Consider the following 13,353-nt stretch of genomic DNA (forward strand, 5'->3'; position numbering starts at 1 on the left):
TGGCCCGGCCCGCCGCTAGGGCATTCGGCGTTGCGTGCCCGCCGATTGTGCTGCTGAGCGCGACGCACTATTTACCCCAGACGGATTTATCGCGGCCAGTCCCGCCTTCATACTGAGCTTGAGAGTTTTTGCGCGGACGTCATGCCGACCGGCCGAGCGCCACGCCACACCACGACGGAAATCACGGGATGCTGAACAGAAACGCCATTAGCTCGGGCGCCTACCTCGAAAGTTTTGAATCGCTGCCCAAGGAAATGCTGTGGACGCAGGCGCAAATCGACGCGTCGCTCGCGCACACCATGCAGCAGCGTCCGGACACCGGCGATGTCTGGGTCTTCGCCTACGGCTCGCTGATGTGGAATCCGATCTCGGACTTCGACAGCCGCCGCATCGCGACCCTGCACGGCTGGCATCGCAGCTTCTGCATCCGCATGATCGCCGGACGCGGCACGCCGCAGCAGCCAGGCCGCATGCTTTCGCTCGAACAGGGCGGCAGCACGCAAGGCGTCGCGTTGCGCCTGTGCGGCGAGACGCTCGAAGAAGAGCTGCGCATTCTCTGGATTCGCGAGATGGTGACCGGCGCCTATCGTCCGACGTGGGCGCCGCTCACGCTCGAGGACGGCACCGAACTATCGGCGATCGCCTTCGTGGCGGATCACGGGAATTCGCAATACGAAGGCGACGCGCGAGCACCGCTGATCGCACCGTTGATGGCGGTGGCGACCGGTCTGTTCGGCACCAACGCGGAGTACGTGTTCAAGCTGCAGAGCGCGCTCGCAGACTGCGGCCTGAACGATCCTTATATCGACGAACTCGCCTCAGAACTGACGCGAATCGCCCGGCAGCCGGCGTGATGCGTCAAAACCGCAAGCCGTTGAGGAACTGAAACCACAAACCTTCGAGTACGCCGGCCGGATGGGTCTCGGCAGCGGGTTCTTCGCGCTTGCCCGAATTGGCGCGGCCGGCCGGCGCGCCATGCCTGGCGGCGTCCTGTTTCACTGAAGTTGCCTCGGACTGGGCTGAAACATCGGAGACCTCAGACGCCTCTGCGGCCTCGGCCTCCGCCTTCGCCGCTTCGCGGCGCGAGGCCTGCAACGCCGACACGCTGTCCGCGATCTGCGCGGCTCGCCGTGCCTCGCATTGGCGCCCGAGCAGCACGCCGAACAGCACATCGCGGTTGTGGCCGTCGTCGGCGAAACGCATGGCGAGCGAGACCATCTCCGCATACGCGGCTTCGTCGGCAGCGCGCGCCGCCGCTTCGCGCTCGGCTTGCGCCTTCTGCTGGCGTGCGTGCTGCGCTTCCCAACTGCGCATCTGCTCGGCGTAGACCGCGTCGTACACCTTGCGCTGCGCGGCGTCGGAGAGGATCGCGTACGCGTCCTTGATTTCCTGGAAGGTGGCGCGTGCCACTTCTTCGGCGCCGCTATTGCGGTCGGGATGCCACTTCATCGCGGCCTTGCGGTAGGCCCGCTTGATTTCTTCGTCCGTGGCGTGCGTAGGCACGCCGAGGGTGTCATAAAGAGTTGCCATTGCTTGCTCGACCTCGCCGTGATTGGCTTCGCGGACGATCGTAACATGCAAAAAACGGCTTTATCGTGAAGTGGCCCGCGTATGCGCCCTTCAGCCGGCGGATAAAAAAAAGCCCCGCCACTGGCGTGGCGAGGCCGAGTCCCATGTCAAGGAGGTGTCATGGAGGAGACGATTCGATCATAGCCGCAGGTCATCGCGCCCCCAAACAATGCTTCGCCATATGCTTATCCGGGGCGGCTTCAAGTGCATTGCAGCGTACGCGGCATGGGCTCCACGACGCCGGCTGCGGGCGCGCCGCCGCGCTGCCAACACGCCGCGCGGTTATATCGTTAGAACAAAAAGTCGCTTCGTGCGGCGCCCGGCGCTGATTAAGATGACACTTCAAAGTCCGGTTCGCCCCGGCCCGCTGCGCGCAGCCCCGCGCCGGCGCGCCGTGAGCCGCTACCGAAGGAGCATTTCGTTGACCAGTTTCGATCATCATCGCCGGCCGCTCGTCATCGGCATTGGCGGCACGACACGCGCCGCCTCGTCGACCGAACGCGCGCTCGGCTTCGCGTTGCGCGGCGCGCAAGCAGCCGGCGCGAACACCCGCCTGTTCGGCGGCACCTTCCTGCATAGCCTGCCCCACTACGCCCCGGAACAGGCTCACCGCACGGACGAACAGCTTGAACTGATCGAGGCGGTGCGCCACGCGGACGCGTTGATCATCGCCACGCCCGGCTATCACGGCGGCGTGTCCGGTCTCGTCAAGAACGCGCTCGACACGCTCGAGGAATTGCGCGCCGACGAGCGCCCCTATCTGGATGGCCGGGCGGTTGGCTGTATCGTCACCGCGTATGGCTGGCAGGCCGCGGGGTCGGTGCTGACGTCGTTGCGCTCGATCGTCCACGCGTTGCGCGGCTGGCCAACGCCGTTCGGCGCTGGCATCAACACGCTGGAAACGCGCTTCGACACCGTCGATACCTGTTCCGACGCGAAGGTGATCGATCAACTCGCCACCGTCGGCCAGCAGGCCGCGCAATTCGCGCTGGCATTCAACACACACCGCACGCCGGACGCCGCGCCGCTTGCCGGCACCGCGCTCAAGGAAGCACAACCCGCTCGCCTCCTGCACGCGGTTTAAATCCCCGGTTTAAGTCCCCCGGTTTACATCCCTTTCGCCACAAGACTCACGACGCCGTGGACCCGCTTGCGCGGCCCACGGCGCGGTCGTTCGCGCGAACCGTGCGGCATATAACAGACCCGTGATCCGCAACGCCGGATAGTGTGTTTGAACACAGCGAATATGATCCGATCGGGGCTCCTGTACACCTCCCTCCTGATTTGCTTACGACGAAAGATTGGTTCACCCGCTGCGCAGCGCGGCCTAGGCTTGATCCTGCCCGCTGATTTACCGGCCGCGTGACGCTACGGGTTGCGTCCGACGTGCCGGCCTTTTCGCAACGCAAGCGGGGCACAACGATTGCCAAAAATCATGAACGCACATATTCGCTACAAGGGTTACGAAGTTGCACCGGCCGCACAACAACTCCCCAACGGCCTGTTCGCCGCCAACCTGACCATCGAGAAAACTTCCGCGAATCACGAGCAGCATTATTCATTCGACGCGCTCGATTACTTCTTCGACGAAGAGCACGCGCTGGCCTACGCATTCCGCTGGGGACGCATGTGGATCGATAACCACCAGTAGAATCACCGATCGCGTCATTTGCATCATTTTGCGCTGGGAGCGGCGCGGGCCAGCTTGCGCCGCTCGGCATCGGAATTTGAACGGTTGTGCCAGAATAGGCGACACATCGAGTTCGCCCTCTGTACGCCTGCCATGTCCGATACACTGACAGATGTTGCCGAAGACCGCACCCTACGCCACTGGACATTCCGCGGCCCCGCCCGCGTGAAGATCGGTTCCGAGCCGCACAAGCAGATGTTTTGCCGGATGCTGCTTGAAACCCACAACCCTTATAAACCCGCCGTGATCGAATGGCCGGCGCTGCCGCCCGATGCGCTCGAGCGGTTGTGCTCGCTGCCGATCTGGGACATCGCGGTGCAGACCGAAGGCCGCGCGTCGATCGCCGTCCATACCTATGCCGCGCAACTGAGCGATCCCCTGCTGCGCGAAGCCATCACCATGGACGGCGACGAAGAAGCGCGTCACAAGCACGTGCTCTCGAAGCTGGTCGCCGCGTACGGCATCGAGATCGCGCCCGAGCCGGACTATCCGCCGCCGCGCGACGCCGAATGGGAATGGATGCGCACGGGCTATAGCGAGTGCGTCGACAGTTTCTTTGCGTTCGGGCTATTCCGCTCGGCGCGGCAGTCGGGCTTTTTTCCCGAGGCGCTGGTCGAGACTCTCGAGCCCGTGATTCACGAAGAAGCGCGCCACATTCTGTTTTTTATCAACTGGGTCGCGTGGTATCGGCGCACCATGCCACTCTGGCGCAGACCGTGGCATTCGCTGCGCGTGGCCGCGATCTGGGTGGTGCTGGTGTGGCAGCGTCTCGCCATCGCGAGAGGCATCGACGCTAAAGGCATGGCGCACGATTCGAATTTTCTGCCCGCGAGCAGCAGCGTAATCGGTGAAGCCATGAACGCGCGCGACCTGTTCGCGCTCTGCCTCGCGGAAAACGTCCGGCGCATGAGCGGTTACGATGCGAGACTGCTGCGGCCCAAGCTGGTGCCCACGCTGGCGCGCTTCGCACTGCGCTTCATGAAACCCTCGCGCCGGGAAATCCCATCAGGACAAGGAGACGCCGGCCATGACATGGACCGTCGATGAACAACTCGCGTTGACCGCTACAGAAGCCGTCGCCGCGATACAGTCCGGCCGCCTGAACGCCGCCGACTACGTGGCCACCTTGCTCGCGCGCGCAGCGGCGCTCTCGAGCCTCAATGCGCTCACCACGCTCGAGCTCGACGGCGCGCTCGCCGCCGCGCGGCGCATCGACGCCTTGCCCGCGGCCGACAAGGCTCGCTTGCCGCTCGCCGGTTTGCCTATCGTCGTGAAGGACAACATCAACACGGCGGGCATGCAGACCTCGGCGGGCACACCGGCGCTCGAGGGCTTTATGCCGAAGACCAACGCGCCTTCGGTGCAGCGCCTTATCGACGCCGGCGCGATCGTGCTCGGCAAGGCGAATATGCACGAACTGGCATTCGGCATCACGAGTACGAACCTCGCCACGCATGCCGGGCCGGTGCGCAATCCCTACGATCCCACGCTGATTCCGGGCGGCTCGTCGGGCGGCACTGCCGCGGCGATTGCCGCGCGCATCGTGCCCGCGGGCCTGGGCACCGACACCGGCGGCTCGACCCGCATCCCGGCCGCGTTGACGGGCACGGCGGGGTTTCGTCCGTCGGTCGGCAACGGCGGCCCCGAACGGCGCTATCACGATCCGAACGCCGTGGTGCCGATCAGCCATACGCGCGACACGGTCGGGCCAATGGCGCGCACCGTCGCCGATATCGCGCTGCTCGACGGCGTGATCACCGGCGCCGGCGCATTGCCGGCCGTCGCGTTGAACGGGTTGCGCATCGGTCTGCCCGCGCCGCTCTGGGAAGGGCTCGAACGCCAGGTGGAAGACGTCGCGCGGGCCGCGTTGAAGCAACTCGAAGCGGCGGGCGTGGTGCTCGTGCCGGTGGCGATGAGCGAACTGGACGAGCTAAACGGCATGGTGGGCGGTCCGATCGCGATCCATGAGCCGCTCGAGGACGTGCTGGGCTGGCTCGTCGCCAACGACGCGCCCGTCAAAACCGTCGTCGAAATGGCGGCCCGCATTGCCAGCCCGGACGTGCGCGCGATCTACGACGGCGTGCTCGACGATGTGCTGGGCGACCGCTACGAGGCCGCGCTGAATCATTGGCGTCCGCGCTTGCAGCAGTACATGGCCGCGACGTTCGCCGACGAGCGGCTCGACGCGCTGCTGTTTCCGACCACGCGTCTCGCCGCCGTGCCGATCGACGACATCAACGGCTCGTCGGTAGTCTCGATCGACGGTTCGGCAGCGATCGACACCATGGACGCGTTCCTACGCAACACCGATCCGGCCAGCACCTCGGGCATACCGGGGCTTTCGCTGCCGGCGGGCATGACCGCGAGCGGCTTGCCGGTCGGACTCGAACTGGACGGCCCGCTCGGCGAAGACCGGCGTCTTCTTGCGATTGGCGTGGCGTTCGAACAGCTTCTCGGCGCGCTGCCGGCGCCGGTGCTTTGATACCGCAACGAGCTTCACAACGCCTTTAAAAAACTCGACTAAAACGCCGATGAAAACACCAACGCCCGCTCTCCTGCAGCGGGTCCTTTTGCGCCACGGCGCGCGAATCGCCGCGGCGTTAGCTATCGCCTTGGCCGCCAGCGCATGCGCGCGCCTCGCCGCGGTCGATTCGAATGCGCTGTGGAAGATCGTCGATTTGCGTTGCGTGCCGTCTCAGCAGGCCACCGGCACGCCGGGTCAATGCACGTTTGTCGACCTGAACAAACGTTACGCGATCCTGAAGGATATCGTCGGACGCTCGCAGCATCTGCTGATTCCGACTGACCGCATTACCGGGATCGAAAGCCCGCTCGTGCTCGCGCCGCACGCGCAGGATTACTGGGTCGACGCTTGGGACGCGCGCACCTATGTCGAGAAGTCGGTCAAGCGCTCGCTGCCTGACAATCAGCTCAGCCTCGAAATCAACTCGCAATATCGCCGCACGCAGAACCAGTTGCATATCCATATCGATTGCATACGCGGCGATATCAGCGAAGCGCTCGCGCGCCACGCCAAAGACTCGCCCGATGAATGGCGCTGGGAGACGCTCGACGGCAATCGCTACCGCATCATGCGCGTGACTTCGCTCGAGGGGGCCGACAACCCGTTTCGCATCGTCGCGCGGGACAACCAGGGCGCTGCGGCGATGGCCGGGCAAACCATTCTCGTGACGGGCGCGGGGCCGTCCGCTCAGAAGGACGGCTGGCTGGTCGTGAATAGCGGGCTCGACGTGGACAACGGCAGCGGCTCGGCGGAAGGCCTCCAGGATCACGCCTGCCGCGTGGCGGACGCGCCGTAAGCGCCTGCCCCGCAAGCTCGCAGAGCGCGCCGGTGCTTAGGCCCGCGCGCCTATGCACGTTTGAGCAGATGCATTGCTGAACAAATTGGTTCTGGCAACGCGCGCGGGTCCGTAGGATCGGTCTGAACCTGCATTCCGACCGATCCCGCCCATGGCGATTTATCTCGACGACACGCAACGCAACGCACTCGCCCGCCTGGCGACAAGCTGGACCTGGCGCACGCAATGGCCGACCTGGGCGCTGATCGTGACGATCTATGGAGGATGGTTCGGCGTGGCGACGCATGCGCGCGAGCTCGGCTTGCCGCTCACCGCTCTCTTGCTGGCCGTGCTCGGCACGTGGTACATGTCCTTGCAACATGAACTGCTGCACGGCCATCCGACGCGTTCGCCGTTCGTCAACGCTCTGCTAGGGTTCGCGCCGCTCGCCGTGTGGTTTCCCTACGGCATCTATCGCGACTCACATCTTCAGCATCACGACGATCCGCATCTGACGCATCCCGAGCGCGACCCCGAGAGCTACTTCGTCAGCGCGCTCGTGTGGCGACGCGCGGGTTGGGCGATTCGCGCACTGCTGACCTTCCGCAATACGTTTATCGGGCGCCTGCTGATCGGGCCGGCGTTCGCCATTGCCGCAACGGGCGTGCAAGCGCTGCGTCGAATCAGAAGCGGCGATTGGCGCGATGTCCCGGTGTGGCTCGCGCACTTCGCCGCACTCGCCGGGCTCACGGCCTGGCTGCAACGTGCGTGTGGGATTCCGGCGTGGGTCTTTGTCGTCGGCGCGGGTTATGGCGCGCTGTCGTTGGGCTCGATCCGCTCGTTTCAGGAACATCGTGCGGCGCAGGCACACGAGCATCGCACGGTCATCAACGAAGCGGCGTGGTTCTGGCGTCTGCTGTTTCTGAACAACAACTACCATCTGGTTCATCACGACTTGCCGCATGTGCCGTGGTTTGCGCTTCGAGTCGTCTACGAGACCTCCCGCCAGCTGTACATAGAACGTTCAGGAGGCTTTCTCGTACAGGGTTATAGCGAGTGGTTGAGGCTCTACGCATACGCACCGGTTGCGCATCCGGTGCATGGCAATCTGCCCGATTTCATCGAGAGGAATCCGCCTGCTTTCGGCAGGGCGTAGCGCACAGGCGGTCCGAATCGCCGAGCAATCGCGAACCCGGTGGTCTACTACCAGCCGCATGCATGCGAAGCTGCCAGTCGATAGGAGACGGCGAATGTCCGCACGCAATCTGCTGAGAGGACATTCGCAGGTGACGCGCCGATACATTGATTGTTCGCGCCGGTTCCAGCACCTGAGGTGAAGAGTCTACGGAAACGCACGATCAGGGCGTCCAGCGATAAACAGTAATACTGGAGCCCTTGACGTTGTTCTTCGTGACCACGTACTCGCCCGTCGATCGAAGGTATGCCCTGATGCCGTACATCGCATCGATCGCGCTGCTGGCGTCCACGGCACGGCTATTGGTGTTGACCAGCGTGGTGTCGAGGTTGCCTGTAGCGAGATTGAAGGCGTCGATGTTCGGCAAAGCTTGACCGCTGCCGAACCAGTAGCCGACGAAAAGGTAGCGGCCGGCCGCGTCAATCGACTTGGCGCCGGCATGGGTGAGGTTGATCACCGGATTGGGTGACGTGGTGTTGCCCGCGCTCCAGCCGTGATACACCTCGATCCGCGTGCCTATCGAGGTCCAGTCCGTACTCCCGACGACACCCTGCCCGAGAATCATGGTGTCGCTGTCCGCGAGGTAGACGATGCGCGTCAGCGGCTGGATGCTCGCGGGAATGCGGATAGGGATGCCGGGTCCCCATGTTGGCTTGCCGCTGGCGTCGAAGCCGGTCAGCGGGTAGTGGTAGATGAAGCCCGTCTTATCCAGACCCGCCCACACGCCCCCCTTGCTGTCGATGCTGAATCCGTCCCTGACCGCCGCGGTCGTTTTGAACGCCGGACCAGGAAGCGTGGCGTCCGGTATGGCGATGTAGCCATTCGCAGCATTGAAGTGGAAGAAGTAGAAGATATCGGGATTCTGGCCGGACGCCACGAGGATCCGGTTGGCACCGACGGTGGCAAGTTGACCGAAGTGCTCGTCCCGTGAGTGATCGTTCATGTTGATGCGCGGGTCCGAAGGGTAGGTGAACGGATCGACGGTGTTCGCGACGAAGGTGCCTCCAGCGCTGCCGCTGTAGATGTTGGTGCCGCCATAGAACAAGGCGCCATCCGTGGCCGGGTCCGGGGCGGCGATGCCCTCGAGGTTGAGGGACTGAAGCGTCCACCGCAGGTTGCCGGCACTGTTATACGCATGAATGTCGGTGCCGCCATTGCGGCCGAGGTCCCAGCTTCCGCCCCACGGGTTGTTGAGCACATAGAGGTTGCCGGCGGTGTCCTTGCCGATGCCAGTGACGCGGGTGAAGCGCTTCGCGCCGACCTGGCCTTTGATTCCCGTCGTGGTGTCGAGATAGCCGCCCTGAATGCCGAATGTACCGGCCAGCGTCGGCGTGCCCGAGAGTTTGTAGCGCTTGATGTTCATGTCGGGGCCCTCGTCCCCTATCATGAGCTGCCCCGACGATGCATCGAAATAGAGCGACGACGGCTGCGATCCACTGGGCATACGGATGGTGTTCAGCAGCGCGCCAGTCGGACTGAACTCGACAGTCGAGCCCTCGCTCTTCTGTGCGACCCAGACGTTGCCCGCGGCATCCAGGGCGAGCGCGCCCGGCCCCGACACGTTGATGTCCCGCTTCCAGACACCGTCGGTGGTGTAGATGCGGACGCGATTGCCATAGAAGTCGCTCGCATAGAGGAGCGAGCCCGCCGTGGCGAGTCCGGTGATGACGTCGACCCGAGGCTGGTTGGTCGACGCACTGACCTGAATCAAAAGATCGCGAGCCTTGGTGGTGCGGTTGTATCGTCCCACCGCGCCGCTTCCGTACGACCCGCCGGGCTGCAGTGCCGCGAAGATCGACGTCGCGTTGCCCGTGATCGCGCCGCCCTGAAACTCGCCGTGCGCGCCGATCGAGCCGAGGCTCTTGCCGTTCTGGTAGATCGCGACGCCACCCTCGAACTCGTCCCACATGGATGCCGTATAGATGACGCCCTCGGGCGCGACCCACATGGAACGCGCGGTGTTACCCACGTGGGCGGCGAGAGTCCCATAGGTGTTCGCCAGCCAGTCGGTGGTATTTTGCGCCTGACAGGCCGGCGCAATCGTGGCGATCGCTGCGGCGAAGAGCGCAGCATGAATTCGTTTTATTTGCACCATGACTGCTGCTCTCCTGGATGTAGCGATCATTCACGTGAATGACCTCATTAACTCGAGACGCATAGCGTGCAATTCGCGCCTCCTCATTTTTAGATCATATTGAGGATGGACTCCAGAGCTTCGTAGGGTTCATGTGTTCTTGTCGGTCAGTGACCTCTTGAGCGAAGGTCGACCATCTCCTGTTGGCAGCTAACAGGCTCATGCAAGCGGCATACGCGACTCGCATAGCGCGGGTCTGAGTGGCGTTAGCGCGCGCGGCTTGCAACCTCGCGTGACAAACGCAAGCGCCAATTTAACTCCTCGTCGATGACAGTTCGATGCGCTTGCGCTGCAAGAACCGGCGCACGGCCGGATCGCGTTCGAGTCCGATCGCGAGATCGTAAGCGCCGAGCGCTTCGGCCGTCGCGCCGGCACGCGCGAGCAGATCGGCGCGCGCGGCCCAGTACGGCTGATAGTCGGCCAGCCGCGGATCGTGCGCATACGGTTCGAGCGCGTCGAGCGCCGCCTGCGGGCCGTCACGTTCGGCCAGCGCGAGCGCGCGGTTCACCGCGACCACCGGTGATGCTGCAATCGTAAGTAGCGCATCGTAGAGTTGCACGACCTCGTCCCAGTTCGGCCGATGCGTCCGGCAACGGTGGACGTGCGCAGACTGCAACGCGGCCTCGAGCTGAAAGCGTCCGATTGCGTTGAGCGTGTTCGCGCGCCGCAGCAGTGCATTGGCTGCGTCGATCATCGGCGCGTTCCATGTCGCCGGATCCTGAGCCGACAGCGGCACGTAGTCGCCGGCCGCATCGCGTCGCGCATCGCGCCGCGCCTGCGCATACAGCATCAGCGCGAGCAGACCAAGCGTCTCTGGTTCCTCGGGCAGCAATTCGACGAGCAGTTGTGCAAGAAACAGCGCCTCGCCGGCAAGATCGCGTCGCGCGGTATCGCCGCCGACCGGATCGGTCCACCCTTCCGCATACGCCGCATAGACCGCTTCCAGCACCGCGGCGAGCCGGCCGGGCAACTCCTCGCGCTCGGGTACGCTGAACGGAATGCCCGCTTCGCGAATCTTGTTCTTTGCCCGCACGAGGCGCTTGCTCATCGCGGCCGGCGACATCAGGAACGCGGACGCAATCGTCTTCGCTTCGAGCCCCAGCACCACCTGCAGCATCAGCGGCGTGCGAATCGCGGCCTCGAGCGCAGGGTGCGTGCACGCGAACAGCAGCGCAAGCCGCCGGTCGGGCAACATGCCTGCTTCACGCTCGTCGATCTCGTCGGCGAGGATCGCCAGCTGGTTCACCACTTCGTCGCCGACACGGCGATGACGCGCGCCATCGACCGCCCGGCGGCGCGCAACCGTCATCAGCCACGCTTCGGGATTCGCGGGGCAGCCGCGCTGCGGCCAGTCCGCGAGCGCGGCCGCAAACGCGTCGGCCAGCGCGTCCTCGGCCGCGGCGACGTCGCGCGTGCGCATCGCCAGCAGCGCGACGAGCTTGCCGTAACTGCGGCGCGCGACCGTCTCGGCAATCGCATGCGCGGCGCCGTCAGCGTCACGGTCGCCGCCGCCCGGACTCATGCAGCGGATGGCGCATCGTAAGGCGCAGTCCAGACCGGGCGCACTTCCATGAGGCCGTGCGCCGCGCCGGGACAACGCGACGCCCACGCGATCGCCGCGTCCAGGTTGGGCACGTCGATCAGGTAGTAGCCGGCGAGTTGCTCCTTCGAATCGGAATAAGGTCCGTCCAGCACCTGCGGCTTACCGTCGACGAGCCGCACCGTGGTGGCCGTGCTCGTCTGCTGGAGCCGGTTGGCGCCCACCAGCGCGTCCGCTTTTTTCAACGATTCGGTGTACGCCTGATAGGCGGCAACCCCTTGCTGCCGCTCGCTGTCGGTCATCTGGTTCCAGCCGTTTTCTTCCGAATAGATCATCAATAGGTATTGCATATGAGCCTCCGTCATGGGGTTAAGGCGGCTGAATGACATCGGGCCGCCATTACAATGACGCTCGGGCCGCATGCTGACGGACAGGCGGCGTTAAAAAAATCGCGAACGACGCACCCGCGTCAATCGGTCGCCTCCGTCGAGGACCCTGCGCGCGGTCACTTCGGGCGAGCCCGCCATCCGCTCCGCGCGGCTATCAATTTCACCGCACCATTGCAGACTGCATTAAAGCCCGGTTCCCGCAGGGATCGCAACAATCTCGGTGAGGATATCTGACTTTCAACTGTCCCACGCTCGACACCCACCAAGGTCGCTCGACTTCTCCCGCAATCGCTCTATCGATAACCTGCCGAGTAACTCGAAGAGTCAATAACTACACCTTGAAGCTGTCGATCAGGTGACACCCGGCCCGCGGTCCGTTTCACCCGCGACGATGCCTGACTGTCGGCAATGGCCGATTGCACGACAGCGGCGATTACGGATGTACAAACCCCTCCACCTCCTGCAAGAATGCGGGGCAACGAGGGCTCCACGATCCGATCCGCGCACGGCGCCCCGCAACCTGAGCCAAAAGTAGGAGTGCGTCCATGAGCAGGCTTGCCAAATCTGCAGCAAGCAACCGCAGTCAGTGGCTGATGGCCGCGATGCTGGCGGTGCTCTGCTGCCTGTGCCAGAGCGCCTTCGCGCAAGCGGCCGGCAACGCAGCGAGCCTGCGCGACAAATTCCAGAGTCTGACGCAGCAGCTCGCGCACAACCAGTTCCAGCGACCGCTCTACCTCGAATCGCAGGAGTTGCCCTCGGCGCTCAAGGGCGATATTTACGGTGTGCTCAACTATCCGTTCGCGACGGTCAACGGCACGCTCAACGACCCGACTCAGGGCCCGGCCAACTGGTGCGACGTGCTGATCCTGCACCTGAACACCAAGTACTGCCATGCATCGACGAGCGCCAGCGGTACGGTCCTCGCGGTGAACATCGGCAAGAAAACCGAGGAATCGCTTTCCTCGTCCTACCGTGTGCAATTCAACTATCGGCCGGCCGCGACCAACCCGGATTATCTTCGCGTGGAACTCTCGGCCGCCACGGGTCCGCTGAGTACGAAAGACTACCGTATCGTGATGGAGGCGATACCCGTGGGCGATAACCGCACCTTTATCCATCTGACCTACGCCTACGGCTATGGCACGACAGGACGGCTTGCGATGAAAACCTATCTGGCGACCATCGGCAGCGACAAGGTTGGCTTTTCCTCCACGCCCGATCAGTCGACGGGCGAGACGCAGTACATCGGCGGCGTGCGCGGCCTGGTGGAACGCAATACCATGCGCTATTACCTAGCCATCGATGCGTACCTGGGTGCGCTTTCCAGCCCGCCCAACGCCCGCCTCGAAAAACGCCTCACCGACTGGTTCGATGCGACCGAGCAGTATCCGCGGCAATTGCACGAGGTCAGCCGCGCCGACTACATGCAAATGAAGCACAACGAGTATCAACGTCAGCAGACCGCCCAGTAGATTGCGCAGCAGCGCGGGCGTCGTTGGGACCGGCAGGTTCTGTGAGGTCGCGCAATGGATTCGGA

Annotated in this window: 12 protein-coding genes; 8 read left to right on the plus strand and 4 right to left on the minus strand. The window is 64.1% G+C overall.

All coding sequences use genetic code 11. The features are described from left to right. Nucleotides 1-188: 188 nt before the first annotated feature. Nucleotides 189-854: a gamma-glutamylcyclotransferase gene (locus tag P0D80_RS16070; RefSeq protein ID WP_408285213.1), complete on the plus strand. Its 666-nt coding sequence runs from the start codon at nt 189-191 to the stop codon at nt 852-854. 4 nt (nt 855-858) lie between these two features. Here the strand turns inward: P0D80_RS16070 and P0D80_RS16075 are convergent, their stop codons facing one another. After that, nucleotides 859-1,530, minus strand: a complete 672-nt coding sequence (locus P0D80_RS16075; protein WP_408285216.1) for a J domain-containing protein — start codon at nt 1,528-1,530, stop codon at nt 859-861. A gap of 460 nt (nt 1,531-1,990) precedes the next feature. Here P0D80_RS16075 and P0D80_RS16080 point away from each other — a divergent pair, with 460 nt between their 5' ends. From P0D80_RS16080 to P0D80_RS16105, 6 genes are all read left to right on the plus strand, one after another. Next, on the plus strand, nt 1,991-2,653 hold the full coding sequence (locus P0D80_RS16080) for an NADPH-dependent FMN reductase (RefSeq protein WP_408285219.1): 663 nt from the start codon (nt 1,991-1,993) through the stop codon (nt 2,651-2,653). Between the two features lie 351 nt (nt 2,654-3,004). Further along, nucleotides 3,005-3,220, plus strand: a complete 216-nt coding sequence (locus P0D80_RS16085) for a DUF6566 family protein (RefSeq protein WP_106277508.1) — start codon at nt 3,005-3,007, stop codon at nt 3,218-3,220. Nucleotides 3,221-3,352: 132 nt separating this feature from the next. After that, on the plus strand, nt 3,353-4,306 hold the full coding sequence (locus P0D80_RS16090) for a ferritin-like domain-containing protein (protein WP_408285222.1): 954 nt from the start codon (nt 3,353-3,355) through the stop codon (nt 4,304-4,306). Beyond that, on the plus strand, nt 4,287-5,741 hold the full coding sequence (gene iaaH / locus P0D80_RS16095) for an indoleacetamide hydrolase (protein WP_408178146.1): 1,455 nt from the start codon (nt 4,287-4,289) through the stop codon (nt 5,739-5,741). The genes P0D80_RS16090 and iaaH overlap by 20 nt, the downstream gene beginning before the upstream one ends. A gap of 49 nt (nt 5,742-5,790) precedes the next feature. Continuing rightward, nucleotides 5,791-6,579, plus strand: a complete 789-nt coding sequence (locus P0D80_RS16100; RefSeq protein ID WP_408285225.1) for a CDP-diacylglycerol diphosphatase — start codon at nt 5,791-5,793, stop codon at nt 6,577-6,579. A gap of 151 nt (nt 6,580-6,730) precedes the next feature. After that, nucleotides 6,731-7,714: a fatty acid desaturase gene (locus P0D80_RS16105; RefSeq protein WP_408285228.1), complete on the plus strand. Its 984-nt coding sequence runs from the start codon at nt 6,731-6,733 to the stop codon at nt 7,712-7,714. A 202-nt stretch (nt 7,715-7,916) separates the two neighbouring features. Here the strand turns inward: P0D80_RS16105 and P0D80_RS16110 are convergent, their stop codons facing one another. The 3 genes from P0D80_RS16110 to P0D80_RS16120 all read right to left on the minus strand — a co-directional run bounded on the left by P0D80_RS16110 (nt 7,917) and on the right by P0D80_RS16120 (nt 11,777). Then, nucleotides 7,917-9,848, minus strand: coding sequence for an SMP-30/gluconolactonase/LRE family protein (locus P0D80_RS16110; RefSeq protein ID WP_408285230.1), 1,932 nt, complete (start codon nt 9,846-9,848; stop codon nt 7,917-7,919). A gap of 292 nt (nt 9,849-10,140) precedes the next feature. Further along, nucleotides 10,141-11,409, minus strand: a complete 1,269-nt coding sequence (locus P0D80_RS16115) for an RNA polymerase sigma factor (protein WP_408285233.1) — start codon at nt 11,407-11,409, stop codon at nt 10,141-10,143. Then, a complete protein-coding gene (locus P0D80_RS16120; protein ID WP_132377510.1) occupies nt 11,406-11,777 on the minus strand; it encodes a YciI family protein in 372 nt (123 codons plus the stop codon). The genes P0D80_RS16115 and P0D80_RS16120 overlap by 4 nt, the downstream gene beginning before the upstream one ends. Before the next feature lie 584 nt (nt 11,778-12,361). Between P0D80_RS16120 and P0D80_RS16125 the strand changes: the two genes are divergently transcribed. Then, nucleotides 12,362-13,288, plus strand: a complete 927-nt coding sequence (locus P0D80_RS16125) for a hypothetical protein (RefSeq protein ID WP_408285236.1) — start codon at nt 12,362-12,364, stop codon at nt 13,286-13,288. The last annotated feature ends 65 nt before the right edge of the window (nt 13,289-13,353 follow it).

Origin of the sequence: Paraburkholderia sp. RL17-373-BIF-A (genome assembly GCF_046030175.1) — a bacterium.
Lineage (GTDB): Bacteria > Pseudomonadota > Gammaproteobacteria > Burkholderiales > Burkholderiaceae > Paraburkholderia.

Coding starts and splice junctions, on each gene's coding strand:
- P0D80_RS16070 (WP_408285213.1), top strand. CDS start 189: ATGCTGAACAGAAACGCCATTAGCTCGGGCGCCTACCTCGAAAGTTTT.
- P0D80_RS16075 (WP_408285216.1), bottom strand. CDS start 1,530: ATGGCAACTCTTTATGACACCCTCGGCGTGCCTACGCACGCCACGGAC.
- P0D80_RS16085 (WP_106277508.1), top strand. CDS start 3,005: ATGAACGCACATATTCGCTACAAGGGTTACGAAGTTGCACCGGCCGCA.
- P0D80_RS16090 (WP_408285222.1), top strand. CDS start 3,353: ATGTCCGATACACTGACAGATGTTGCCGAAGACCGCACCCTACGCCAC.
- iaaH (WP_408178146.1), top strand. CDS start 4,287: ATGACATGGACCGTCGATGAACAACTCGCGTTGACCGCTACAGAAGCC.
- P0D80_RS16100 (WP_408285225.1), top strand. CDS start 5,791: ATGAAAACACCAACGCCCGCTCTCCTGCAGCGGGTCCTTTTGCGCCAC.
- P0D80_RS16105 (WP_408285228.1), top strand. CDS start 6,731: ATGGCGATTTATCTCGACGACACGCAACGCAACGCACTCGCCCGCCTG.
- P0D80_RS16110 (WP_408285230.1), bottom strand. CDS start 9,848: ATGGTGCAAATAAAACGAATTCATGCTGCGCTCTTCGCCGCAGCGATC.
- P0D80_RS16115 (WP_408285233.1), bottom strand. CDS start 11,409: ATGAGTCCGGGCGGCGGCGACCGTGACGCTGACGGCGCCGCGCATGCG.
- P0D80_RS16120 (WP_132377510.1), bottom strand. CDS start 11,777: ATGCAATACCTATTGATGATCTATTCGGAAGAAAACGGCTGGAACCAG.
- P0D80_RS16125 (WP_408285236.1), top strand. CDS start 12,362: ATGAGCAGGCTTGCCAAATCTGCAGCAAGCAACCGCAGTCAGTGGCTG.